19 protein-coding genes and 3 tRNA genes are annotated in these 25,383 nt (G+C 55.9%); 11 read left to right on the top strand and 11 right to left on the bottom strand.

Annotated elements, in window-relative coordinates:
• The first annotated feature begins 51 nt into the window (after nucleotides 1-51).
• Nucleotides 52-1,200 (top strand): cyclopropane fatty acyl phospholipid synthase, encoded by a 1,149-nt coding sequence (cfa, locus tag ACA373_RS02625; RefSeq protein WP_301253219.1) that lies wholly within the window; start codon nucleotides 52-54, stop codon nucleotides 1,198-1,200.
• 34 nt (nucleotides 1,201-1,234) lie between these two features.
• Here cfa and ACA373_RS02620 read toward each other — a convergent pair whose 3' ends face one another.
• Nucleotides 1,235-1,891, bottom strand: coding sequence for a riboflavin synthase subunit alpha (locus ACA373_RS02620; RefSeq protein ID WP_301253218.1), 657 nt, complete (start codon nucleotides 1,889-1,891; stop codon nucleotides 1,235-1,237).
• A 94-nt stretch (nucleotides 1,892-1,985) separates the two neighbouring features.
• On the opposite strand from ACA373_RS02620, the gene ACA373_RS02615 reads away from it, so the two are divergent.
• From ACA373_RS02615 to ACA373_RS02590, 6 genes are all read left to right on the top strand, one after another.
• Nucleotides 1,986-3,359 carry an MATE family efflux transporter gene (locus ACA373_RS02615; RefSeq protein WP_253454445.1) on the top strand — a complete coding sequence of 458 codons (1,374 nt, stop codon included), beginning with the start codon at nucleotides 1,986-1,988 and terminating at the stop codon, nucleotides 3,357-3,359.
• 141 nt (nucleotides 3,360-3,500) lie between these two features.
• Nucleotides 3,501-3,577: transfer RNA gene (locus tag ACA373_RS02610), tRNA-Val, on the top strand.
• Nucleotides 3,578-3,581: 4 nt separating this feature from the next.
• Nucleotides 3,582-3,658 (top strand) — tRNA-Val (locus tag ACA373_RS02605).
• A gap of 4 nt (nucleotides 3,659-3,662) precedes the next feature.
• Nucleotides 3,663-3,739: transfer RNA gene (locus tag ACA373_RS02600), tRNA-Val, on the top strand.
• A 509-nt stretch (nucleotides 3,740-4,248) separates the two neighbouring features.
• Nucleotides 4,249-5,661 carry a pyruvate kinase PykF gene (pykF, locus tag ACA373_RS02595; RefSeq protein ID WP_125289780.1) on the top strand — a complete coding sequence of 471 codons (1,413 nt, stop codon included), beginning with the start codon at nucleotides 4,249-4,251 and terminating at the stop codon, nucleotides 5,659-5,661.
• A 305-nt stretch (nucleotides 5,662-5,966) separates the two neighbouring features.
• The gene (locus tag ACA373_RS02590) at nucleotides 5,967-6,203 is read left to right on the top strand and encodes a major outer membrane lipoprotein (protein WP_016169824.1); all 237 of its coding nucleotides are present in this window, start codon (nucleotides 5,967-5,969) and stop codon (nucleotides 6,201-6,203) included.
• 317 nt (nucleotides 6,204-6,520) lie between these two features.
• Here the strand turns inward: ACA373_RS02590 and ACA373_RS02585 are convergent, their stop codons facing one another.
• From ACA373_RS02585 to sufA, 7 genes are all read right to left on the bottom strand, one after another.
• Nucleotides 6,521-7,462, bottom strand: coding sequence for a L,D-transpeptidase family protein (locus ACA373_RS02585; RefSeq protein WP_301251806.1), 942 nt, complete (start codon nucleotides 7,460-7,462; stop codon nucleotides 6,521-6,523).
• 70 nt (nucleotides 7,463-7,532) lie between these two features.
• Nucleotides 7,533-7,955, bottom strand: a complete 423-nt coding sequence (gene sufE, locus ACA373_RS02580; protein WP_253454447.1) for a cysteine desulfuration protein SufE — start codon at nucleotides 7,953-7,955, stop codon at nucleotides 7,533-7,535.
• A gap of 24 nt (nucleotides 7,956-7,979) precedes the next feature.
• Nucleotides 7,980-9,203: a cysteine desulfurase SufS gene (gene sufS / locus ACA373_RS02575; protein WP_370733956.1), complete on the bottom strand. Its 1,224-nt coding sequence runs from the start codon at nucleotides 9,201-9,203 to the stop codon at nucleotides 7,980-7,982.
• On the bottom strand, nucleotides 9,200-10,477 hold the full coding sequence (gene sufD / locus ACA373_RS02570; protein WP_370733955.1) for a Fe-S cluster assembly protein SufD: 1,278 nt from the start codon (nucleotides 10,475-10,477) through the stop codon (nucleotides 9,200-9,202). The genes sufS and sufD overlap by 4 nt, the downstream gene beginning before the upstream one ends.
• Nucleotides 10,452-11,198 carry a Fe-S cluster assembly ATPase SufC gene (gene sufC / locus ACA373_RS02565; protein ID WP_370733954.1) on the bottom strand — a complete coding sequence of 249 codons (747 nt, stop codon included), beginning with the start codon at nucleotides 11,196-11,198 and terminating at the stop codon, nucleotides 10,452-10,454. Before sufC ends, sufD begins: the two co-directional genes overlap by 26 nt.
• Nucleotides 11,199-11,253: 55 nt before the next feature.
• On the bottom strand, nucleotides 11,254-12,747 hold the full coding sequence (sufB, locus tag ACA373_RS02560; RefSeq protein WP_125289774.1) for a Fe-S cluster assembly protein SufB: 1,494 nt from the start codon (nucleotides 12,745-12,747) through the stop codon (nucleotides 11,254-11,256).
• A 5-nt stretch (nucleotides 12,748-12,752) separates the two neighbouring features.
• Nucleotides 12,753-13,127 (bottom strand): Fe-S cluster assembly scaffold SufA, encoded by a 375-nt coding sequence (gene sufA / locus ACA373_RS02555; protein WP_125289773.1) that lies wholly within the window; start codon nucleotides 13,125-13,127, stop codon nucleotides 12,753-12,755.
• A 392-nt stretch (nucleotides 13,128-13,519) separates the two neighbouring features.
• Here sufA and ACA373_RS02550 point away from each other — a divergent pair, with 392 nt between their 5' ends.
• A complete protein-coding gene (locus ACA373_RS02550; RefSeq protein ID WP_253454450.1) occupies nucleotides 13,520-13,924 on the top strand; it encodes a hypothetical protein in 405 nt (134 codons plus the stop codon).
• A gap of 70 nt (nucleotides 13,925-13,994) precedes the next feature.
• On the opposite strand, the gene ACA373_RS02545 is transcribed toward ACA373_RS02550, so the two are convergent.
• Complete coding sequence (locus ACA373_RS02545) at nucleotides 13,995-17,048, bottom strand: FAD-binding and (Fe-S)-binding domain-containing protein (RefSeq protein ID WP_301729665.1); 3,054 nt, start codon at nucleotides 17,046-17,048, stop codon at nucleotides 13,995-13,997.
• A 213-nt stretch (nucleotides 17,049-17,261) separates the two neighbouring features.
• Here ACA373_RS02545 and ydiK point away from each other — a divergent pair, with 213 nt between their 5' ends.
• Nucleotides 17,262-18,383 carry an AI-2E family transporter YdiK gene (ydiK, locus tag ACA373_RS02540; RefSeq protein WP_253454452.1) on the top strand — a complete coding sequence of 374 codons (1,122 nt, stop codon included), beginning with the start codon at nucleotides 17,262-17,264 and terminating at the stop codon, nucleotides 18,381-18,383.
• Between the two features lie 422 nt (nucleotides 18,384-18,805).
• Here ydiK and ppsA read toward each other — a convergent pair whose 3' ends face one another.
• The gene (ppsA, locus tag ACA373_RS02535) at nucleotides 18,806-21,187 is read right to left on the bottom strand and encodes a phosphoenolpyruvate synthase (RefSeq protein WP_301251801.1); all 2,382 of its coding nucleotides are present in this window, start codon (nucleotides 21,185-21,187) and stop codon (nucleotides 18,806-18,808) included.
• A 467-nt stretch (nucleotides 21,188-21,654) separates the two neighbouring features.
• Here ppsA and ACA373_RS02530 point away from each other — a divergent pair, with 467 nt between their 5' ends.
• Both ACA373_RS02530 and ACA373_RS02525 read left to right on the top strand, forming a co-directional pair.
• Nucleotides 21,655-22,485, top strand: coding sequence for a pyruvate, water dikinase regulatory protein (locus ACA373_RS02530; protein WP_125289768.1), 831 nt, complete (start codon nucleotides 21,655-21,657; stop codon nucleotides 22,483-22,485).
• A 164-nt stretch (nucleotides 22,486-22,649) separates the two neighbouring features.
• Nucleotides 22,650-23,696, top strand: a complete 1,047-nt coding sequence (locus ACA373_RS02525; protein ID WP_370733953.1) for a 3-deoxy-7-phosphoheptulonate synthase — start codon at nucleotides 22,650-22,652, stop codon at nucleotides 23,694-23,696.
• A gap of 239 nt (nucleotides 23,697-23,935) precedes the next feature.
• Here the strand turns inward: ACA373_RS02525 and ACA373_RS02520 are convergent, their stop codons facing one another.
• The gene (locus ACA373_RS02520; RefSeq protein ID WP_370733952.1) at nucleotides 23,936-25,375 is read right to left on the bottom strand and encodes a protein adenylyltransferase SelO; all 1,440 of its coding nucleotides are present in this window, start codon (nucleotides 25,373-25,375) and stop codon (nucleotides 23,936-23,938) included.
• Nucleotides 25,376-25,383 lie beyond the last annotated feature (8 nt).

The following is a 25,383-nucleotide window of genomic DNA, read 5'->3' as shown; positions in this document are numbered from 1 at the left end:
ATTGATGATTCTTTTTCTCAGGTTTCAATCACGAAGGGTGATGGAGAAGCTATGAGTTCATCGTGTATAGAAGAAGTGAGCCTGGAAGAAAATCAGTGGTATCGAATCGCCCAGGAAATGTTACGCAACGCGGATATCGAAATTAACGGCACCCGTCCCTGGGATATTCAGGTGACCCATCCCGATTTTTTTAAACGGGTGATGCAGGAAGGGTCGCTGGGCCTGGGCGAAAGCTATATGGACGGCTGGTGGGAGTGCGAGCAGCTGGATATGTTTTTTCACCGCGTGCTGCTGGCTAAGCTGGATCAGCAGCTTCCTCGCCATTTTAAAGATACGCTGCGCATCGCCGCCGCGCGCCTCACCAACCTGCAATCCCGCAAGCGCGCCTGGATTGTCGGCAAAGAGCATTATGACCTTGGTAATGACCTTTTTACGCTGATGCTTGACCCCTACATGCAATATTCCTGCGGCTACTGGAAAGAGGCGGAAACGCTGGAGCAGGCGCAGCAGGCTAAATTAAAAATGATCTGCGAGAAACTTCAGCTGGAACCCGGGATGTCGCTGCTTGATATCGGCTGCGGCTGGGGCGGGCTGGCGGCTTATGCGGCGCGGCATTACAACGTCAAGGTGACAGGCGTGACGATCTCCGCCGAGCAGCAGAAGCTGGCGCAGCAACGTGGTGAAGGGCTGGACGTCACCATCCTGCTACAGGATTACCGTGACCTCGATCAGCAGTTTGACCGCATCGTTTCCGTTGGTATGTTTGAGCACGTCGGGCCAAAAAATTACGCCACTTATTTTAACGTGGTCGATCGCAATCTGAAGCCGGACGGCATCTTTTTGCTGCATACCATTGGTGCGAACAAAACGGACGATAATGTCGATCCGTGGATCGATAAATATATTTTCCCTAACGGCTGCCTGCCTTCCGTACGCCATATTGCCGAGGCGCACGAACCGCATTTTGTGATGGAAGACTGGCACAACTTTGGGGCGGATTACGATCTGACGCTGATGGCCTGGCACCAGCGCTTTTTAGCGGCGTGGCCGCAGCTGGCGGATAAATATGGCGAACGCTTTAAGCGCATGTTCAGCTACTACCTTAACGCCTGTGCGGGCGCTTTCCGCGCGCGGGATATTCAGCTCTGGCAGGTGGTCTTTACCCACGGTAAAGAGGGCGGATTGCGCGTACCGCACTAGCGGACAAGGTCGGCCACTAAGCCGACCTTGTTTATTACTCTTCCGGCTGAATTTCCGCAGCGGCCGCCGCCAGCAGCGCCGCTTCACGCTGCGCCAGCACGCGCTCAACGGTTTCCACAATCGCCTGGGTATGCGGATCGATTTCAATATTCACTCTGTCGCCCAGCCGCTTGCCGCCCAGCGTGGTTCTTGCCAGCGTTTCCGGGATCAGATGCACGCAGAATTTGCTTTTGGTGACTTCGCCAACCGTCAGGCTGATGCCGTCAATCCCAATAAAGCCTTTATGCAGAATATATTTCATCTGCTCGCTGTCCTGCGGCTTAAACCATATTTCGCGGTTATTTTCAGACGTCAGGATTTTGCAGATTTCGGCGGTAGTCATAATATGACCGGACATTAAATGGCCGCCGATTTCATCGCTGAATTTCGCCGCGCGCTCTACGTTAACAATATCACCGGGCTTTAAATCCCCCAGGTTGGTAATACGCAGCGTCTCTTTTACCAGGTCAAAACTGACGCGGTTGCCGTCAACCCCGGTCACCGTCAGGCAACAGCCATTGTGAGATACGGAAGCGCCCAGCTCCAGTCCCGGCAGCAGCTCGTCCGGCAGGCGGACGATATGCGTGCGAAAATTCGGTTTCTCTTCAATTGCCAACACCTCTGCGGTGCCCTGCACAATACCGGTAAACATAATTATGACCTCGGTGGATTTTTCGCTATTCTTGTCTGATCTTAAAACTATACCAAATAGTCTTTCTCCCTTCAGTTAAAAAACAGGTGTATATGTGCAGAAGTATCTGACCGAGGCGCGTCAATTGCTGGCGCTGGCAATTCCGGTAATTTTTGCGCAGGTTGCGCAAACCGCTATGGGCTTTGTGGATACGGTGATGGCCGGCGACGTCAGCGCAACGGATATGGCTGCCGTTGCGGTCGGCACATCTATCTGGCTGCCCGCCATTCTGTTCGGCCACGGTTTGCTGCTTTCGCTCACGCCGGTTGTGGCGCAGTACAACGGCTCGGGCCGCCGCGATCGTATCGCTTTCCAGGTTCGTCAGGGGTACTGGCTGGCCGCCTTCGCTTCCCTGCTGGTTATGGTTGTGCTGTATAACGCCGGCTATGTTATCCGTTCTATGCAAAATATCGATCCCGTGATGGCGGATAAAGCCGTAGGCTATCTTCATGCGCTGCTGTGGGGAGCGCCGGGTTATCTGTTTTTCCAGACCGCGCGCAACCAGTGCGAAGGCCTCGCCAAAACCAAGCCGGGCATGGTGATGGGTTTTCTCGGGCTGCTGGTGAATATTCCGGTTAACTATATTTTTATCTACGGCCATTTCGGGATGCCCGCGCTTGGCGGCGTCGGCTGCGGCGTGGCGACGGCGTCCGTGTACTGGGTAATGTTTATCGCGATGAAAATATGGGTTTCGCGCGCCTCTTCCATGCGCGATATCCGCCTGGCGGATCGGTTCAGTCCGCCCGATGCGAAAGCGCTTTCCCGCCTCTTTAAACTCGGCCTTCCCGTCGCGCTGGCGCTGTTCTTTGAGGTGACGCTGTTCGCCGTCGTCGCGCTGCTGGTGTCGCCGATGGGCATCGTCGAGGTGGCGGGTCACCAGATAGCGCTGAACTTCAGCTCGCTGATGTTTGTACTGCCGCTTTCTCTTGGCGCAGCCACCACTATCCGCGTGGGTTTCCGGCTTGGTCAGGGCTCGACCGAAGGCGCTCGCGTAGCGGCATGGACGGCGCAGGGCGTGGGCATGTCGCTGTCGCTGCTGACGGCGCTGTTCACGGTGGTGTTTCGCGAGCAAATCGCGCTGCTTTATAATCAGAATCCGGCCGTGGTGGCGCTGGCGGCTCAGCTGATGCTGTTGGCCGCAATTTATCAGTTTTCCGATTCGATTCAGGTTATCGGCAGCGGCATTTTGCGCGGCTATAAAGATACGCGCGCCATCTTTTTTATCACTTTTATCGCTTACTGGGTGCTGGGCCTGCCCAGCGGCTACATTCTGGCGTTGACGGACTGGGTGGTGGCGCCGATGGGCCCGGCGGGCTTCTGGACAGGCTTTATTATTGGCCTGACCTCCAGCGCGATTATGATGGTCTGGCGTATTCTGCGGTTGCAGCGGCAGCCTGAAGCGCAGCTGCTGGCACGCGCGGCCCGCTAACATCTTCATTTAAACCGGATGTTTAAAAATGCTGCGCTTCGCACAGTTGCGCAGCAGTCGCACCGAAAATAGCGATTTCTGCTTGCAAGCCGCCAGGGCTGTCGTTAATATTCGTCCCCGCTGTCACTCAGACAGCATGATGCGTTCTTAGCTCAGTTGGTTAGAGCACCACCTTGACATGGTGGGGGTCGGAGGTTCGAGTCCTCTAGAACGCACCACAGTGCGTCCGTAGCTCAGTTGGTTAGAGCACCACCTTGACATGGTGGGGGTCGGTGGTTCGAGTCCACTCGGACGCACCATCTTGCGTTCTTAGCTCAGTTGGTTAGAGCACCACCTTGACATGGTGGGGGTCGGAGGTTCGAGTCCTCTAGAACGCACCATCTTCTGCTTTCTCCCGTCACGTCTTTCCACGCCGCTGTTTTGTGTAATCACTTGTTTCAACGTGCTATTTATCTTCCATAATGTTTCGCTTCGGTCTGCTGCTTTTTCCCGTAACGCTTTACTTCACCGCGCTGCCCTTTCTCGCCCCCGAATGGCTCTTTCTGCGCCCGGCCACCGCCTTTTTTTGCGCAACAATCTGATCTGGTGCAAGCTTTCCCCCGTTCCGGCCTACTTTTTAATTGGTTTTCAATGGGCTGAGTAGCTATAATACGAAACGTTGTTTCACTTGAATGGTTTCAGCGTATGGTTGGCCCTTTAGCAAAAACGATAGCTGGTTGCGCAACCGATCTTTGCGCCTGCGCCAAAACCGCGTTTAAACTTCCTCTGCACGCTTTTTTTCTGTCACCTATCCTTAAGCTGTATCGCAGTTCGCCGCTCGGGCGGTCGCACCCCCAATCACCGGGATTACGCTTTATTTCATCCATCACAACTTAACAGATGACTCGTCATGAAAAAGACCAAGATTGTTTGTACTATCGGTCCAAAAACCGAATCGGAAGAAATGTTGACCAACCTGCTGGACGCGGGCATGAACGTTATGCGTCTGAATTTCTCTCACGGCGATTACGATGAGCACGGTAAGCGTATCGCTAACCTGCGCGCGGTGATGAGCAAAACCGGCAAGCAGGCCGCTATTCTGCTGGACACCAAAGGGCCAGAAATTCGTACCATGAAGCTGGAAGGCGGCGCGGACGTGTCGTTGAAAGCCGGTCAGACCTTTACCTTCACCACCGACCAGTCCGTTATCGGCAACAGCGAGCGCGTGGCGGTGACCTATTCTGGCTTCACTTCCGATCTCTCTATCGGCAACACCGTCCTGGTGGACGATGGCCTGATCGGCATGGAAGTCACCGAAGTGACCGAAAACCACGTGGTTTGTAAGGTACTGAACAACGGCGATCTGGGCGAAAACAAAGGCGTTAACCTGCCTGGCGTTTCTATCCAGCTGCCAGCGCTGGCCGAAAAAGACAAGCGTGACCTGATTTTTGGTTGCGAACAGGGCGTGGATTTTGTTGCCGCCTCCTTTATCCGCAAGCGTTCTGACGTGCTGGAAATTCGCGAGCACCTGAAGCAGAACGGCGGCGAGCATATTCAGATCATCTCTAAAATTGAAAATCAGGAAGGCCTGAACAATTTTGATGAGATCCTGGACGCTTCCGACGGCATCATGGTGGCGCGCGGCGACCTGGGTGTGGAAATCCCGGTTGAAGAGGTGATTTTCGCGCAGAAGATGATGATCAAGAAATGTAACCGCGCACGCAAAGTGGTAATTACCGCTACGCAGATGCTGGACTCGATGATCAAAAACCCACGCCCTACCCGTGCAGAAGCGGGCGACGTGGCTAACGCCATCCTGGACGGCACCGATGCGGTTATGCTCTCTGGCGAAAGCGCCAAGGGTAAATACCCGCTGGAATCCGTCACCATTATGGCTACCATCTGCGAACGTACCGATCGCGTGATGAAAAGCCGTATCGACTCTCAGCATGACAGCCGCAAAATGCGCATCACGGAAGCCGTGTGCCGTGGCGCAGTAGAAACTGCCGAGAAGCTGGAAGCGCCGCTGATTGTGGTGGCAACCGAAGGCGGTAAGTCAGCCAAGTCCGTACGCAAATATTTCCCGAACGCGACTATCCTGGCGTTAACCACCAACGAACAGACCGCGCGTCAGCTGATCCTGAGCAAAGGCATTGTGGCGTCCGTGGTAAAAGAAATCGCTTCTACCGATGATTTTTACCGTATCGGTAAAGAAGCGGCTATCGCCAGCGGCTACGGTCGTAAAGGCGATGTCGTGGTGATGGTTTCTGGCGCACTGGTGCCAAGCGGAACCACGAATACCGCGTCTGTGCACGTTCTGTAATCAAAGATTACGCCTTGTAGTGAAAAAGCGCCCTGAGTGGCGCTTTTTTTACAGCTTAGCTCAAAGGTTTTTCTAAAAATTCCAATCGAGATTAACTATTCAATTGCGCTGTAAGGCGAGATAAGTCCGATTGAAATCGTCTGTTTTCGCTAAATTTTTTGGGCTTTTTCGTAAAGACGGTGCTTCTTTGAGCGAACGATCAAATTTAAGCACGTTCTAACCAAAAATTTATTCTCATTGGAAAAAACTTTGTGTAATACTTGTAACGCTACATGGAGATTAACTCAATCTAGAGGGTATAAATAATGAATCGTACTAAACTGGTACTGGGCGCGGTAATCCTGGGTTCTACTCTGCTGGCCGGTTGCTCAAGCAACGCTAAAATCGACCAGCTGTCTACCGACGTTCAGACTCTGAACGCTAAAGTTGACCAGCTGAGCAACGACGTGAACGCAATCCGTTCTGACGTTCAGGCTGCTAAAGACGACGCAGCACGCGCTAACCAGCGTCTGGACAACCAGGCTCACTCTTACCGTAAGTAAGAGTTCTGGTTTAAAAATGGCGCACATTGTGCGCCATTTTTTTTGCCTGTCGCCTTCACGGCTGCAGAAAGCGTTCCGGGCCGTTTATAACTGTTCCCCGTCCAGCCTCGCTTCGCGGCTGCAGAATACGTTCCCGCCCATTTTTAACTGCCCCCCATTCCAGCCCCGCTTTGCGGCTGCAGAGTGCGTTCCGGGCCCCGCCCCCAGCTCTGGCCATCGCTTTGCGTTAGCGCTTAAAGCGCGAAGGCTTCAGAATGCGTTGCAGCCCTTTTATGGCTTTCTGCCCACTTCCGCCCTCGCTTCACGAAGATAATCGCTTAAAGCGCTTCTGGGACGCTCTCAGACGCCGACGTTTCGCCCTTATTCACCAGCACCGGCAATCCCGCACGTCTTTTTAATGCTTCCTTAATAACCTGACTATCGCTCAGCGCGCTGCCTACAAATTTTTTGGTTTGCGCGGTCAGCGCAATCGGCATCGTTTGTGGATCGTCCTTCTCGCTGTGGGACAGCGGCTGATGGACTTCGATATAGCGCTTGCCGTCCGGCTCTGTGGCGTACTTAACGGGCTGATTGATAATCTGCACGCGGGTGCCTTCAGGCACGCTGTTAAACAGGTTTTCGATATCGTCAGGCCGCAGGCGGATACAGCCGGAGCTGACCCGCATCCCAATGCCGAAATCCGCGTTGGTGCCGTGGATCAGATAGTGGCCTTTGCCGTAAGCCAGGCGCAGCGCATACAGCCCCATTGGGTTATCCGGCCCGGCGGGTATGGTCGTTGGCAAGGTTTTGCCTTCCGCCGCGTAGCGCTTGCGGATATTCGGCGTGGGCGTCCAGCTGGGGTTAGGGATCTTCTGACTGATGCGCGTCACCATCGCAGGCGTGTTGGCGCCAAGCTGGCCAATGCCTATCGGGTAAACGACCACCTTATTTTCATCTTTTGGATAATAGTAGAGCCGTAGCTCGGCCACGTTGACCACGATCCCTTCCCTTTTGGTATCGGGCAGCAGCATCTGCGTAGGGATAACCAGTTTCGATCCCGCTTTCGGCAGCCAGGGATCGGTGCCGGGGTTGGCTTCCAGCATCCCTAACAGGCCCGTCTGAAAGTGCGCGGCAATGCTTTCCAGCGAGCGCCCGTCATCCGGCACGGTATAAAGCTGGTTTTCGCCAATTAAACGGCTGTCGGCGGCGGGAAGCGGATAATCGGCCGCACGCGCCAGAGAGAAGAAAAAAAATAACGAAGAGAGGAGTAGAGTTTTCATTTTTATTTCTCGCCAGGTAAACAACACTTCCCGTCATCATGACGGGAAGCCTGTCGAGAAGTGTAGCAACTTAGCGGCTGATACTGTCCTGCGCTTTCTGGCGAATAGCACGGATCATCGCTTCCAGACCCTGCGAGCGCGACGGCGTCAGGTGCTGGGTAAGCGCCAGCTCGCTGAACCACGGCCGCACGTCAAAATCGAGAATTTCCGCCGGGGTCATCTGCTGGTAAAGCACAAACACCAAGGCAATCAACCCTTTAACGATAGCGGCGTCGCTGTCGCCCTGCAGCAGCACGCGGCCCTGCTCGTCCAGTTCCATCACGATCCAGACCTGGCTCTGGCAGCCGGAAATGGTATTCTCCGGCTGGTGCAGCGAGTCCGGCAGCGCAGGCAGTTTCGCGCCCAGTTCAATCACATAGAGATACTTCTCTTCCCAGTTGGCGCAGCGGGAAAAGTTGCGAACCAGTCTCTCTTTATCGGGCAGTGTTGCCATGCAGTTCTCCTTTGCCTGGGCGGTTTAACCGCCCAGCAGCATATGTATACGTGTCAGGCCTGCCGCCAGGCGGTCGACCTCTTCCTCGCTATTATACAAAACAAAGGAAGCACGACACATCGCCGGGACGTCGTAGTGATGCATCAGCGGCATGGCGCAGTGGTGACCGGTACGAATGGCGATACCGTAGCGATCCAGGAAGCTGCCCACGTCATAGGCGTGATGCTTGCCCAGATTAAAGGCGATCACGCCTGCGCGATGCTGCGGGCCGTAAATGACCAGATCCGGCACGGAAGCCAGCTTGTCCATCGCGTAGCGCATCAGCGTCTGCTCGCGCTGCGCAATGTTATCCAGCCCCAGCGCTTCCACCCATTTCAGCGCCGCGCCAAGGCCCATGATGCCGCCGGTATTCGGCGAGCCTGCCTCAAAGCGCCACGGCGCGGCGGCGTAGGTGGTGCCGGCGGTCAGGCTGACGGTGGCGATCATCGATCCGCCCCCTTCCCACGGCGGCATTTGATCCAGCATGGCTTTACGCCCGTACAGGATGCCGATGCCGGAAGGCCCGTATATTTTATGGCCGGAGAACAGATAAAAGTCGCAGTCCAGATCCTGCACGTCGACTTTTGCATGCATCACGGCCTGTGCGCCGTCAATCAGCGTAGCGACGCCTGCGGCTTTCGCCTGCGCCACCAGTTCTTTGACCGGATTGATGGTGCCCAGCACGTTGGAAACGTGCGTGACGGCCAGCATACGGGTGCGGCTATCCATCAGTTTTGGCAGCGCGGCCAGATCCAGCTCGCCGTCGGCCGTCAGAGGGATAAAGCGCACTTCCGCGCCGGTGCGCTCGGCCACCATCTGCCACGGCACGATATTGGCGTGGTGTTCCATCTCGGTAATGATGATGTTGTCGCCGGGCTGCAGCTGGCTGCCGCCCCAGCTGCTGGCAACGAGGTTAATCCCCTCGGTTGTGCCCTTAACAAACACGATTTCCTCTGGCGAAGCGGCGTTAAGGAAACGCGCGGCGTGCGCGCGAACCTCTTCCATCTCCGTGGTCGCTTCGGCGCTCAGGGTGTGAATACCCCGATGCACCGCCGCATAGCCGTGCTCGTAGAAATGGCTTTCCGCATCGATCACCGCCTGCGGTTTCTGCGCGCTGGCGGCGCTGTCAAGGTAGGCCAGCGGCTGGCCATTCACTTCTCGCGCCAGAACAGGAAAATCGGCCCTGACGCGCGTCAGGTCAAAACTCATTTGATGCCTCCGGGGAAGCGCTGTGCGATACGCTGCATCACCGCCTCCTTGAGTACCTCGTCCGTGATGGCTTCGGTAAGCTCGGCGGCAAAGGCGTAGATAATCATGCGCTGAGCAGATTCTTCGCTGATGCCGCGAGCGCGCAGATAGAACATCTGTTCGTCGTCGATACGGCCAATGGTTGCGCCGTGGCTGCACTTCACGTCGTCAGCATAGATTTCCAGCTGCGGCTTGGTGTCCACTTCCGCCAGGCGTCCCAACAGCAGGTTGTTGTTGGTCATCTGGCCATCGGTTTTCAGCGCGTGCTTCGCCACTTCGATCTTGCCGTTGAACACCGCGCGGGCTTTGTCACGCACGATGGTTTTATGCAGCTGACGGCTCTGGCAGTAGCCTTTGTTGTGCTCCAGATAGGTTCGGCTGTCGCACACTTCTTTCTCTACCGGCAGCATCAGGCTGTTGATCGACAGCTCGGTACCCTCGCCGTTCAGCTGCGTGCTGGTATTGTGGCGGGCCAGCCCGCTGCCCAGCAGGAAGCTGTGGCTCTGCACGCGCGCATCACGTTCGATCAGCAGATCGTTATGCGCAAAATGGTTGCTGCTTGCGTGCTCGAAAGCCAGCTTGTAGTGCGTCAGTCGCGCATTATTGCCTACGGTCGCGGTAAAGCGAGCGCCGGTAAAGTGCGTGCTTTCATTCAGGCTGACGTAATGCTCGATAATCGTCGCCTCTGCGCCTTCGTCCAGCTGCAGATGGTGACGATAATGCGAGGTGTTCATCTCGTCCTGCGCGCTGCCGCTGCTGATATGCAGCAGGTAAACGGCACGTTCGGCCGATTTGCCGCGCGGCAGATGGATAGTGGTCACCTCTTCCGCCAGGCTTTCCGTCAGGTGCAGGAAAACTTCAGGCTGGATCGGTGCGCTCAGCTCGCGGCGGCCTGCGGCAATCTGAATATCAAACTGATCCCAGCTGCTGTCGCTCAGCTGCGCGTTGAACCGGCCATCGACGAAAACCAGTTTAATCGCGTCGATATTCAGCGCCAGCGCGGCAACGTCCGCTGCGCTCAGCTCGGCGGCCGTCGGCAGCACGAAGTTGTGCGCCAGCAGGCCATCCAGCGGCGTATATTTCCAGTTCTCATGCTTGCGCGTCGGCAGTCCTAAACGCAGCACCTGCTGCCAGTGCTGTTGAGCCTGCAAAGAACGCTGCTCGCCCTGGGTCTCGAACAGGTGATGCCACTGCTGCAGGGCGTTTTCACTATTCCTGTTCGGTAAGCCAGCCATAGCCTTGCTCCTCCAGTTGTTTCACCAGCGAGAAATCGCCTGATTTCACGATTTTTCCCTGATAGAGCACGTGCACAAAGTCAGGCTTGATGTAGTCCAGGATACGCTGGTAGTGCGTGACGATGATAAAAGCGCGCTTGCCGTCACGCAGCGTGTTCACGCCGTTTGAAACGATTTTCAGCGCATCGATATCCAGACCGGAGTCGGTTTCGTCAAGGATGCAAAGCTCCGGCTCCAGCGCCGCCATTTGCAGAATGTCGTTGCGTTTTTTCTCGCCGCCGGAGAAGCCGACGTTGACTGAACGGGTCAGCAGATCTTCCGGCATTTTCAGCAGGTGAATTTTGTCTTCGATAAAGTCCTGGAAGTCGAAACGATCCAGCGATTCCTGGTCGCGATATTTACGCACGGCGTTGACTGCCGTTTGCAGGAAAAACTGGTTGCTGACGCCAGGGATTTCCACAGGGTACTGGAAAGCCATAAAGATGCCTTCGCCCGCGCGATCTTCCGGCGACAGATCCAGCAGATCTTTGCCTTTGAACTCAATGGAGCCGCCGGTGATTTCATACTCTTCGCGGCCCGCCAGCGTCGCGGAAAGCGTACTTTTCCCTGAGCCGTTCGGCCCCATAATCGCGTGGACTTCGCCCGGCTTCACCTCAAGGTTCAGGCCGCGCAGGATCTCTTTGTCTTCGATACTTACCTGTAAATCTTTAATGCTTAACATAATCTTTCCTGGGCAATACCTCTCGGCATTGCGCAAAATGAATAAGCAGCGGGGATCAGCCCACGCTGTGTTCGAGGCTGATCGCCAGCAGTTTTTGCGCTTCCACCGCAAATTCCAGCGGCAGCTCGGAGAAAACGTCCTTGCAGAAGCCGTTGACGATCATGGAGATCGCATCGTCTTCGCTGATGCCGCGCTGCAGGCAGTAGAACAGCTGATCTTCGCCAATGCGCGAGGTCGTCGCCTCGTGTTCCAGCTGCGCGGTGTTGTTGCGCGCTTCCACATATGGGAAGGTGTGCGCGCCACACTCGGCGCCAATCAGCATGGAGTCGCACTGCGTAAAGTTACGGGCATTGGTCGCCGTCGGCATAATTTTTACCAGGCCACGATAGGTGTTCTGGCTTTTACCCGCCGAAATCCCCTTGGAGATAATGGTGGATTTGGTGTTTTTGCCGATATGGATCATCTTGGTGCCGGTATCGGCCTGCTGATGTCCGCTGGTCAGCGCCACCGAGAAGAACTCGCCCACGGAGTTATCGCCGCGCAGGATCACGCTTGGATATTTCCAGGTGATCGCCGAGCCGGTTTCCGACTGCGTCCAGGACATCTTGCTGTTTTCGCCTTCGCACAGCGCGCGCTTGGTCACGAAGTTCAGGATGCCGCCTTCCGCTTCGCCGCCGGCGAACCAGTTCTGCACGGTAGAATATTTCACTTCCGCATCTTTATGGATAATGACTTCCACTACCGCCGCGTGCAGCTGATAGCTGTCGCGCACCGGCGCGGAGCAGCCTTCGATATAGCTGACGTAGCTGCCTTCATCGGCAATCAGAATGGTGCGCTCGAACTGGCCGGTTTTCGCCGCGTTGATGCGGAAATAGGTGGACAGCTCCATCGGGCAGCGCACCCCTTTCGGGATGTAAACGAAGGTGCCGTCTGACGCTACCGCCGAGTTCAGCGCCGCGAAGAAGTTATCGTTGGCCGGCACCACGGTGCCCAGATACTGTTTTACCAGCTCAGGGTGATCGTGGATCGCTTCGCCAAAGGAACAGAAAATAATGCCCTGCTCCGCCAGCTTGCCGCGATAGGTGGTTGACACCGACACGGAGTCGAAAATGGCGTCTACGGCCACTTCCTGCCCTTCGCGTACCGGCACGCCCAGCTGTTTAAAGGCGTTTTCCACTTCTTCCGTCAGGTAGTTCGGCGCCGCAGCGCCGGAGGTCTGCTGTGCGCCAGGCTCTGAGGCGCAGCTGTCATCGCAGCTGCCGCAGGACGGTGCGGAATAGTAGCTGTAATCCTGATAGTTCAGTGACTTATAGTTAGCTTTCAGCCAGTGCGGCTCTTCCATCTCCAGCCAGGCCGCATAGGCTTTCAGGCGAAAATCAAGCATCCACTCCGGCTCATTGCGTTTAGCAGAGATCGCACGCACCACATCCTCATTGATGCCGTTGGCGAACTCCTCGGTTTGCAGCTGAGTGAAGAATCCTTCCTTGTACTTCTGGCGGCTTCCTTCCCAGACCTGCACGTCGTCTGATGTATCAGTATTTCGGGACATAAAATTTACTCAACGCCAAAGCTCTCACCACAGCCACAGGCGTGTTGAGCTTTAGGATTATTAAATTTGAAAATCTGGTTCAGGCCTTCACGAACGAAATCGACTTCGGTTCCGTCGATAAAAGGCATAGCCTGCAGCGGCACATAAAGATTCGCGCCGTTATGGGTAAACACTAAATCATCTGACGCAGGCTCTTTAATCAAATCCATGGTGTAGCCGAATCCGGCGCAGCCGGACGTCTTAACGCCCAGCTTTAAACCCTTAACGTGCGGGTCGCTGGCGGACAGCGCGATGATTTGCTGTGCGGCGCTGTCGGTAAGCGTCAGTCCTTTCCAGACGAAATCGTCCGGCGAAAAAGAAGCGGTCGTTGCTGATGGCATAACATTACCTCGCGAGTCGGTAGCCCTGCGGGCTGATACCCCTATGTTAGTGATAATGATTGTCTCTTCAACCTCTTGTTTTGCAGGGATTAAGGCCAACCGGGCTTTTTTGGGCCTCTTTATTCAGTTTAGACCCTGTGAAGAGGTTTGCGATGTGTGTCACGCAGTGATTTAACGAAATGGTAACACATTGAAAAGCAGCCAGTAAATATCAGCCGCGCTGCGCTAAGCAGGAATAATAGTTATTTTACCCCTTTCATCCTTAACGCGTATTGTTATTACCAATTTATCTGAGAGGCAGCATAAATCGATAAAAATTTTTTGCGCCAGCGTTGAATAATGCGCCAGTTATAATATGATAATGATTATCATTAGCGTGAATGGGTCCCGGAATGAATCTGACGATGAGTGCCTGGCTGCAACATAAAATTGATGAATACAAGTTTTCCATCCGGGATATCACCGTTGATTACACTATGGCGCAGGCCAAAGTGAATCGGCCTGAATGCACCCTGGAACAGCTGCGTAAGTTTAACGATACCTGTCTTGATATGGCCGAGCTCTGCCAGCTAAACGGCGACGACCAGAGCTATCTGCACGCGCTCGGCAGGCTGCATCAACGTCTGTTGCAGGAATTAGGTAATCCCGAGCGGGAACGCCTCTTCCGTATGCAAGCCTGGCAGCTGGCGCGCCACTCGCTTACCCGTCTGTGCCATCAGCTCGCGCTGAGCGGCGAATGGGATAAGGCGACCGCGCTGCAAAATGAGTTTGTGCGCAAAGCCTCGCGAATTATGTAGCTCGCCGCCAGAACAGACCATTATACCCTGGCGGCGTGAAGATATCTGCTCTGGCATTACCGAACGCTGCTTAAAGCAGCTCCAGCAGCGCCTGTAAAGGATGCCGCATGCCGTTACCCTCGAGGCGTTTCACCTGGCTGCGGCACGAATAGCCGGTCGCCAGGCAGCGCTGGCGCGGCAGTTTTTGCAGCGCCTGATGCCATGACAGCTCATAAATACCCAGCGAGTTAGCCAGATTTTTTGTTTCATGCCCGTACGTGCCCGCCATACCGCAGCAGCCTACGCTGACGTTTTCCAGTTTTGCGCCAAAGCGCGCGAATATCCCTGCCCACTGCTGGCTGGATGCGGGTAGCGCAGTGACTTCCGTACAGTGGCCGAACAGATACCAGGCTTCGCCGCTTTGCGGGACGGGCTGGCGCGCCGGCAGCGCATTTTGCAGCCATTCATGCACCAGCTGCACGTGGAAGTCGCCGCGTTTTTCGCCAAGGATCTCTTTGTATTCGTCGCGGTAGCAAAGCACCAGCGCCGGATCGACGCCGACCATCGGCAGCTGGAGTTTCGCCACGCGATTAAGAAAATCCGCCGTTTTCTGCGCGGTTCTGGCGAAGCGCTGTAAAAAGCCTTTGATATGCTGCGCCTTGCCGTTGGGCGAGAAAGGCAGCACCACCGGCCGATAGCCAAGCTTCTCCACCAGCGTCACAAAATCGCTGACCAGCCTGGCTTCGTAATAGCTGGTAAACGGATCCTGCACGATCAGCACATGCTGCGCGCGCTGCGTTTCGCTCATCGCCTCAAGCTGCTCCAGGGTGGTGGTCACCGCCCGCTGCCCGGCCAGCTGCTGCTTCAGATTGGGCGAGGAAAGCAGCGGCAGATCGACCATGCCGATATGATCCTTACTCAGCTTGCGCACCAGCGGCTGGCGTAAAAAGAAGTTAAAGAACGTGGGCGCTTTTGCCATCAGCGGCGCGTAGCTTTCCACGCCGGCGACCAAGTGATCGCTGACCGGACGCAGATAGCGGGTGTGGTAAAGCTGCAGGAAACGGGAACGGAAGCCGGGCACGTCGATTTTTATCGGACACTGGGTGGAACAGGCTTTACAGGCCAGACAGCCCGACATCGCCTCTTTCACCTCGTGCGAGAAATCATATTCGCCGCGCTTCGCGTGCCAGCTGTTGCGGGTGCGCTCGATCATGCCGCGCAGGCTGACTTTCGCCTGGGGCAGCGAGCGTTCCAGCGCCAGCGGATCGACGCCCTGCTCCGCCAGCAGCCGCAGCCATTCGCGGGTCAGCGTGGCGCGGCCTTTCGGCGAGTGAATACGATTGCCGGTGATTTTCATCGACGGACACATCGGGCTGCGCACGTCAAAATTAAAACACAGACCGTTGCCGTTGCACTCCATCGCGCCGCGCCAGTCGCTGCGCACGTTGACCGGAATTTGACGATCGAAGGTGCCGCGCTTTACCGCATCCACTTTCATCATCGGCTCGTCAACGCCCAGGGGCGCACAAATTTTCCCCGGATTAAGCCGGTTATCGGCATCGAAGGCCGCCTTGATGCGGCGCAGGTCGTTGTATAACGCTTCGCCAAAAAACGCCGGGCTGTATTCGGCACGGAAGCCTTTGCCGTGTTCACCCCACAGCAGGCCGCCGTAGCGCGCCGTCAGCGCCACCACCTCGTCGGAGATTTGCTTCATCAGCATTTCCTGCTGTGGATCGCACATATCCAGCGCGGGGCGCACGTGCAGCACGCCCGCATCGACATGGCCAAACATGCCGTAGCTCAGGTTGTGGCTGTCCAGCAGCTGGCGGAACTCGACGATATAGTCCGCCAGATGCTGCGGCGGCACACAGGTATCTTCGACGAAAGGGATCGGTTTGGCGCGGCCTTTGGCGTTGCCGAGCAGCCCGACCGCTTTTTTACGCATGGCGTAAATGCGCTCAATACCGCCAATATCATTGCACAGCTGATAGCCGATAATGCCCGCCTCGCCGGCCGCCATCAGGCTTTCCAGCCGCTGGCAAAGTGAGGCGACCTGACCGTCGATCAGCGCCTTATCGTCTCCGGCGAACTCAACAATATTCAGCCCCAGCATTTCCTGGTCCGGCACGTCGGCGATCAGCTCGCTGACCGAATGCCAGACGATATCTTCCCGTGCCAGGTTCAGCACCTTTGAATCAACCGTTTCAACCGACAGCGCCTGCGCCTCCACCATAAAAGGTGCGCTGCGCAGCGCCGAGTCGAAGGAATCATATTTGATATTGACCAGCCGTCGCACTTTGGGGATCGGCATGATGTTCAGGCGGGCTTCGGTAATAAAAGCCAGCGTGCCTTCTGCGCCGCATAGCAGACGGGTTAAATCCACCTGCTGCAAATCGTCGCTGATGGCGTGGCGCAGATCGTAGCCGGTCAAAAAGCGGTTGAGCTTTGGAAACTTCTCAACAATAAGGTCACGGCGATCGCGGCAGCATTCCAGTACCGTGCGATAGATTTCGCCCTCGCGCGTTTGCTCCGCCGCCAGCTGCTCCGCCACGCCTGTCGGGATCGCCCGCGTATCCAGCAAGTCGCCGCCCAGCAGCACCGCGCGCAGCCCTAAAACGTGATCGGAGGTTTTGCCATAAACCAGCGAGCCTTGCCCTGACGCATCGGTATTAATCATGCCGCCGAGCGTGGCGCGGTTGCTGGTGGAGAGTTCCGGCGAGAAGAAGTAGCCCAGCGGTTTCAGAGCGGCGTTGAGCTGGTCTTTGATCACCCCCGCCTCTACTTTTACCCATCCCTGCTCCACATTAATGTCCAGAATGCGGTTCATATAGCGGGACATATCGACCACGATGCCCTGATTCAGCGCCTGGCCGTTGGTGCCGGTGCCGCCGCCGCGCGGCGTAAAGACCAGGCTTCGATAGCGCTCTTCGCCCGCCAGACGAGCAATCAGCGCAACATCAGCTGTGGATCGGGGGAACAGCGCCGCATCGGGCAACAGCTGATAGATGCTGTTATCGGTGGACAGGGTAAGACGGTCGGCATAGCTGGTAGCGGTATCACCGGTAAAACCCTGCTGCTCTAACGCCTGCAAAAAATTCAGCACCAGTTGAACGAGGCCCGGCGCCTGAGAAATCTGTGGGATCATTATCGTGTGACCAGGTTGTGTTTGAGGTGTAACGTTTGCTCTTTCTTATGGTTTTATCACATTTTTTTATGACCTGTCGCCCTTTCAAAACCCCAGTGAAAAGAATAACGTGCCGTTTGTGTGGAAAATGCGTTTAATACATCAGGAGCGGAATGGCCGCTCCCGCTTTCCGGCCTTTCTGACGACTTTATTACTTGAGGTTAATGGTCATACATGAAGAACACGCAAAACGGATGGGATATGCTGCAAATCATCTTCTCCATCCTGTTTATTACGCTGCTGATCGTCGCCTGTCTGTGGGTGGTTCAGCCCTTTGTGCTGGGATTCGCCTGGGCGAGCATGGTGGTGATCGCCACCTGGCCTTTGATGCTGAAAATCCAGGGCTGGCTGTGGGGGCGCCGTTCACTGGCGGTGATCGCCATGACGCTGCTGCTGGTGCTGCTGTTTGTTATCCCCGTCGCGCTGCTGGTTAACAGCCTGATTGAGAACAGCGGGCCGGTAATCGCCTGGGCGACCTCGGGGCATGTGATGCTGCCGCAGATGCTGTGGCTACACGACATTCCGCTGGTGGGCAAAAAGCTCTATTCCGCCTGGCGTCATCTGGTGGCGGGCGGCGGCACGGCGATGGTGGCCAGCGTTCAGCCCTATATCGGGCGCACCAGCATCTTTTTATTCGCGCAGGCCGGACACTTTGGTCGCTTTATGCTGCATCTGGGACTGATGCTGCTGTTCAGCGTGCTGCTTTACTGGCGCGGTGAGCAGGTGGGTAACGGCATTCGCCACTTTGCCTATCGGCTGGCCCATCGTCGCGGCGACGCGGCGGTGCTGCTTGCCGGTCAGGCCATCCGCGCCGTGGCGCTTGGCGTGGTGGTTACCGCGCTGGTGCAGGGCGTATTAGGCGGTATCGGCCTGGCCATTTCCGGCATTCCTTACGCTACGGTACTGACGGTAGTGATGATCCTCTCCTGCCTGGTGCAGCTGGGGCCGTTGGTCGTGCTGATCCCCGCTATCATCTGGCTCTACTGGAGCGGCGACACCACCTGGGGCACCGTCCTGCTGATCTGGAGCTGCGTGGTGGGCACGCTGGATAACGTGCTGCGGCCAGTGCTTATCAGAATGGGTGCCGATTTGCCGATGATTTTGATCCTTTCCGGCGTGATCGGCGGGCTGGTGGCGTTCGGCATGATCGGCCTCTTTATTGGCCCGGTAGTGCTGGCAGTCTCTTATCGACTGGTATCGGTCTGGATGCATGAAGAACCCGCGCCCAGAGACGATCCTGAAGAGGTCGTTGAAGAACTTGCTGAAATAGAACAGGAAAATTCAGTTAAGCAATAACTTTAAGGCGGTTAGCATGCCTGACCGCCTTAATGCTTTAAAACCACCTATTACTTTAAAAGGCGCATTTGTTAAGCAACTTTTACCATTATCCGCTGGTTTTTCGCCCTTCCCGTCTCACTTACCGACAATTGATTAATATAAGTACACATATCGCCCCTTACGCCTGCAATTTCAGTGATTAAATATTATCGTCTTTAAACTAATAAGAGGATTCTTAAAGACTCACTTCAGCGGGGGGAATAGTATATCGGTTATGTTTAGCAGCAACGCGCTGATTTATAAACAACCTTTTTCCCCAAACACCCTAAAGAATTGCTGTGTGTAGTCTTTGCCCATCCCATGTGATGGGCTTTTTTTTATCCATAGCAAAGCAAAAAGGCCGAACAAGTCGGCCTTTCACTGCATCTGGTAATGAATCGCTACGCTTTAGGCAGTTCTGCCAGGCTTAACCAGGTCTGAACTACCGTGTCCGGATTGAGCGACAGGCTGTCGATGCCCTCTGCCATCAGCCATGCGGCAAAATCTTCGTGATCGGATGGCCCCTGGCCGCAAATGCCCACGTATTTTCCGGCTTTTTTCGCCGAACGGATCGCCATCGACAGCAGCGCCTTCACCGCATCGTTACGCTCATCGAACAGTTCTGATACCACGCCGGAATCCCTGTCCAGCCCCAGCGTCAGCTGCGTCATATCATTTGAGCCGATGGAAAACCCGTCGAAGTATTGCAGGAACTCGTCCGCCAGCAGCGCGTTAGAAGGGATTTCGCACATCATAATGATTTTTAATCCGTTCTCGCCACGCTTCAGGCCCTGACGCCCCAGCTCTTCCACCACCGCTTTCGCCTGCGCGACGGTACGCACGAACGGCACCATCACTTCGACGTTGGTCAGCCCCATTTCGTTGCGCACGCGCTTGACGGCCTCGCACTCAAGCGCAAAGCAGTCGCGGAAGCTGTCGGCCACGTAGCGGCCCGCGCCACGGAAGCCCAGCATCGGGTTTTCCTCTTCCGGCTCATAGTGCTCGCCGCCGACCAGGTTAGCGTACTCATTGGTTTTAAAATCCGACAGGCGCACAATCACCCTTTTCGGCGAGAAAGCGGCGCCCAGCGTGGCGATGCCTTCCGTCAGGCGGGCAATATAGAACTCTACCGGATCGTCAAAGCCTTTCATCATGCTGCGGATCTGCTGCTGCAATTCCGGCGTCTGACGGTCGAACTCAAGCAGCGCCTTAGGATGCACGCCGATCATGCGGTTAATAATAAATTCGAGTCTCGCCAGCCCCACGCCCTCATTAGGCAGACAGGCGAAGTCGAAGGCGCGATCGGGGTTGCCCACGTTCATCATGATTTTCAGCGGCAGCGCGGGCATTTCATCAACCTGTGAGCTTTTTACCTCAAAGTCGAGCAGATCGTCGTAAACATAGCCGGTATCGCCTTCTGCGCAGGAGACGGTGACCTTATGGCCATCCTTCAGAAGCTCGGTAGCGTTACCGCAGCCGACCACGGCAGGAATACCCAGCTCGCGGGCGATAATGGCGGCATGACAGGTACGCCCGCCACGGTTGGTAACGATTGCCGACGCTTTCTTCATAATCGGCTCCCAGTCGGGATCGGTCATATCAGTGACCAGCACGTCACCTTTTTCGATGCGGTTCATCTCGCTGATATCGTGGATCACTTTGACCTCGCCCGCACCGATACGGTGGCCGATAGCGCGTCCCTCCACCACTACGGCACCTTTCCCCTGTAGCGTATAACGCTCCATCACCTGGCCGTTGGAGCGCACGGTTTCCGGACGCGCCTGCACGATAAACAGCTTGCCGGTGTGACCATCCTTCGCCCATTCAATATCCATTGGCCGCTGATAATGTTTTTCAATCTGCACTGCCTGTGCCGCCAGCGCTTCCACTTCTTCGCTGCTGAGGCTGAAACGGTCACGCTCCGCTTCCGGCACGTCTTCGATTTTGACCTGCTCGCCGTGCGCCTGCGAATCGGCGTAGACCATACGGATTTTTTTCGAGCCCATGTTGCGACGCACGATAGCGGGACGACCCGCCGCCAGCGTCGGCTTATGCACATAAAATTCGTCCGGGTTAACCGCGCCCTGAACCACCATCTCGCCCAGACCATAAGCGGAAGTAATAAACACCACCTGATCGAAGCCCGATTCGGTATCAATGGTAAACATTACGCCAGCGGCGCCGGCATCGGAGCGCACCATCCGCTGTACGCCAGCCGACAGGGCGACGCCGCGATGATCGTAGCCCTGATGCACGCGATAAGAGATCGCCCTGTCGTTAAACAGCGAGGCGTAAACATGCTTCACCGCCACCAGCACGGCGTCGAAGCCCTGTACGTTCAGGAAGGTTTCCTGCTGGCCGGCGAAAGAGGCATCCGGCATATCTTCGGCCGTAGCGGACGAGCGCACGGCGAACGAAGCCTCGGCGTCGTCAGCGGAAAGCTGCTGGTAGGCTTCACGGATAGCCTGCTCCAGCTCTGGCTGAAAAGGCGTCTCTACAATCCACTCGCGGATCTGTTTACCCGCTTTTGCCAGTTCGTCCACGTCATCAATATCGGTTTTGTCCAACAGCGTATGGATGCGCTCACTGACGCCGCTCTGATCGAGGAACTGATTGAATGCATCGGCCGTAGTGGCAAAACCGTTGGGAACGGAAACGCCAAGCGATGACAAATTAGTGATCATTTCACCCAGAGAGGCATTTTTGCCGCCCACCCGATCAACATCGTTCATGCCAAGCTGGTTATACCAGAGCACAAACGGCAGTGCGCCTTGATTGGACATTGAAGCAATCCTTTTATGAATGAATTAATGGAAATAGCATCGTGCGTTTTTGAGCCTGGCACATTCTGTGTATGGAAAGAAACTGTTGAATCGTTCAAGCTGACTAAAAGGAAAACTTTAAGACTATTCCGCGAACAGCAATCTTATTTCGGGCGATAAAAATATATTTAAGCTTATGATATATAAGATTATTTTAATTAAAAGGGCTATTTAAAAAAGGAAGAGATGTGGCGAGCTATTTTGATTCCCTTTTAGCATGCTTTTCCGGAAAATAGCGCTTTTTACGCATGACAAACAGGAACGTTATTTCATTAATCCTCTTTTTCAGCCCCGTCTTTCTTTTTATAAAAACAAAAAGTTCATTACAATGAGAAGTGAAATTTTAATTTAATTTCGTCAGCTGGCGCTAATTGCTATAAGACTGTAGTTTAATTTACTCTGCCACTCAGTTTCTTAGGGATCGAAAAATGGACAGCAACGAACGCAGCGTATTTTATATTTCTGACGGAACGGCCATTACCGCTGAAGTGCTCGGCCACGCGGTGCTTTCGCAGTTTCCTGTCAACATTAACAGCGTGACGCTGCCCTTTGTGGAAAACGTGCAGCGGGCGCAGGCGGTCAAAGCGCAGATTAACGCTATCTGGCAGAAAAGCGGCCTGCGCCCGCTGGTGTTTATTTCTGTGGTCACGCCGGAAATCCGGGAAATTATTCTGCAAAGCGAAGGCTTCTGTCAGGACATCGTCCAGTCGCTGGTGGCGCCGCTTCAGCAGGAGCTGGGCATAGCGCCCGCACCGGTCGCCAACCGCACGCACGGTCTGACGGCCAACAACCTGGGCAAGTACGATGCGCGCATCGCCGCCATCGACTACACCCTGGCACATGACGACGGTATCTCGCTGCGCGGGCTGGAGGAGGCGCAGGTGATCCTGCTGGGCGTTTCGCGCTGCGGCAAGACGCCGACCAGCCTCTATCTGGCCATGCAGTTTGGCATTCGCGCCGCCAATTATCCTTTTATCGCCGACGATATGGATAACCTGAAGCTGCCGCCCGCGCTGCGGCCTTTCCAGAACAAGCTGTTTGGCTTAACTATCGATCCCGAGCGGCTGGCCGCGATCCGCCAGGAGCGGGCGGAAAATACCCGCTACGCGTCCATGCGGCAATGTCGGCTGGAAGTCGGCGAGGTGGAAGCCCTGTTTCGTACCCATCAGATCCGTTACCTCAACAGTACCAATTACTCCGTTGAGGAAATCGCCACGAAAATTTTAGATATCATGGGCCTGACGCGTCGAATGTACTGAGGCGCAGCCGTTTTTTGATTCCGCGCCAGAAAAAGTGATATTTATCCCGTTGCGCCGTTCTGTCCGGCGTTTCGGGTTGAAATCCACGCCGTGTCGGGTTTATTGTGATCGCCATCACTTCCCGGTATTTCCGCCGCTGCGAAGAAAAAAATTTTTGGACAACTATGAACAAGACAGATGAACTGCGGACCGCGCGCATCGAGAGCCTGATTACGCCTGACGAACTGGCGCAGCGTTTCCCGATCACGCCTGATATCGCCGCGAACGTGACCGCTTCCCGCCAGCGTATTGCCCGGATTTTGTCCGGCGAAGATCGCCGCCTGCTGGTGGTGATAGGCCCCTGCTCGCTCCACGATCCCGACGCCGCGCTGGCCTATGCGGCGAAGCTTAACGCGCTGCGCCAGCGCCATGCCGCCGAGCTGGAAATCGTGATGCGCGCCTATTTTGAGAAACCGCGCACCGTGGTGGGCTGGAAAGGCCTGATTTCCGATCCCGATCTTGACGGCAGTTTCCGGGTGAATCACGGCCTGGCCGTAGCGCGCGAGCTGCTGCTGGAGATCAACCGGTTGGGCATGCCTACGGCCACCGAATTCCTGGATATGGTGGTGGGTCAGTTCCTGGCAGATCTCATCAGCTGGGGAGCCATCGGCGCCCGTACCACAGAAAGCCAAATCCACCGCGAAATGGCTTCCGCGCTTTCCTGTCCCGTTGGCTTTAAAAACGGCACGGACGGTAATATTCAGATTGCGGTCGATGCGATACGCGCTGCCCGCGCCAGCCACATGTTCCTGTCGCCGGACAAGCATGGACAGATGACCATTTATCAGACCAGCGGCAACCCGTCCGGCCACATCATTATGCGCGGCGGCAAGCGGCCAAACTATCATGCGGAAGACGTCGCCGCCGCTGCCGCCAACCTGCGCGAACACAGGCTGCCGGAACGGCTGGTTATTGATTTCAGCCACGGCAACTGTCTGAAACAGCACCGCCTGCAAAAAGAGGTCGCCGCGTCCGTAGCGCAGCAGATCCGTGACGGTTCGTCGTCGATTGCCGGCGTAATGATTGAAAGTTTCCTGAAGGAAGGCACCCAGAAAGTGCAGGCCGGTACGCCGCTGGTATACGGCCAGTCGATTACCGACCCCTGCCTGGGCTGGAGTGACAGCGAAGAGGTGTTAGCGCAGCTGGCCGAGGCGATTAAAGCGAGGCGCTAAGACAGGCCTGAAAGCAGGCAGGACACCGTGCGCATGGACGCGCTGGCGTACCCTGCCTGCCGCTTTATCATCTTTGTTGAAGCCTGCATCACGTCCGTTTAATTACCCTCGTTAAAGCCTGCATCACGCCCGTTTAATCACCCTGGTTCAAGCCTGCATCACGTCCGTTTAATCACCCTTGTTCAAGCCTGCATCGCGCCCGTTTAATCACCCTCGTTCAAGCCTGCATCACGCCCGCTTTAGCTCGAACAGCTGACCTCCAGCTTTTTACCCCAGTCTGGCGGACGCCGCATCAAATCGGCAAACTCCGGCGCGTCATCAAAAGGCCTGATCAGCGCCTGGTGTAGCCTGGCCAGCACGCTGACGTCATCCTGCTCGGCCTGTTCAATCGCCTGCTGGGCCAGATAGTTCCTTAACACCACGGCCGGATTGACCTGCTTCATCTTTTGCTGACGCGTAGCGTCGTCGCTCTCTTCCTGCAGTAACCGCTGACGGTAAATGTTGTACCAGCTGTCAAAGGCTTCACGATCGATAAACTCATCCCGCAGCGGCGAACGCGACTGCTGCTGCTCGGTATCGCACAGCATGCGGAAAGTCAGCGTATAGTCGCTGCCCTCTTTAGTCATCAGCGACAACAGCCCGGTCAGAATGTTGTTATCGTCTTTATCCTGCGTCAGCAGCCCCAGCTTCGCGCGCATCCTGTCGCCCCAACACTGCATCAGCTCCGGCTCGTATTCCGCCAGCGCCTGCTTCAGCTGGGCGGTATCCAGCAGCCCGGAAAGCGCGTGCGCCAGCCTGTTCAGGTTCCACAGCCCCACCACCGGTTGATTATCGAAGCTGTAGCGCCCCTGATAGTCAGAATGATTGCAGATAAAATCCGGTTTGTAGTCGTCCAGGAAACCGTACGGGCCGTAATCCAGCGTTATCCCTAATACCGACATATTATCGGTATTCATTACGCCATGCGCAAAACCGACGCTCTGCCACTGGGCGATTAGCCTGGCCGTGCGCCTGACCACATCACGGAACCAGAGCAGATAGCGATCCTGCTCCTCCTGCAAATGCGGCCAGTGATGACGGATTAAATAGTCAGCCAGCTGGCGGACTTTTTCCGGCTGCTGCGCGTAAAAGAAATGCTCGAAGTGGCCGAAACGGGCGTGGCTTTCCGCAACGCGCAACAGCATGGCGCCGCGCTCGGTGGTCTCCCGCTGCACAGGCTCGTCGCTGGTGACAACCGTCAGCGCGCGGGATGTGGGAATACCGAGGTGATGCATCGCTTCGGAGGCAAGAAATTCGCGCAGTGAAGAGCGCAGCACGGCGCGTCCGTCGCCCATACGTGAATAGGGCGTCAGGCCCGCGCCTTTCAGGTGCCAGTCCATTTTACGGCCGTCGTCCAGCTGCTGTTCGCCCAGCAGGATGCCGCGCCCGTCGCCCAGCTGTCCCGCCCAGACGCCAAACTGATGTCCGCTGTACACCTGCGCCAGCGGCTGCATGCCCGGTAGCAGCTGCGCGCCGCTCCAGATAGCGGTTTTATCGGCGGTGAACCAGCTTTCGTCCAGCCCCAGCTCCCGCGCAAGCGGCGCGCTATGATAAAGCAGACGTGGGTTTTTCAGCGGCGTAGGATTGAGGGCGGTATAAAATCCCGCCAGCTCGTCATGCCAGCTATTGTTAAAATGCATACGCTCCC

Source organism: Erwinia sp. STN24, from assembly GCF_041320675.1.
GTDB classification, from domain to species: Bacteria; Pseudomonadota; Gammaproteobacteria; order Enterobacterales; family Enterobacteriaceae; genus Erwinia; species Erwinia aeris.
Note: the sequence above shows the minus strand (reverse complement) of the source record. Positions and strands in the feature narration are given on the sequence as shown.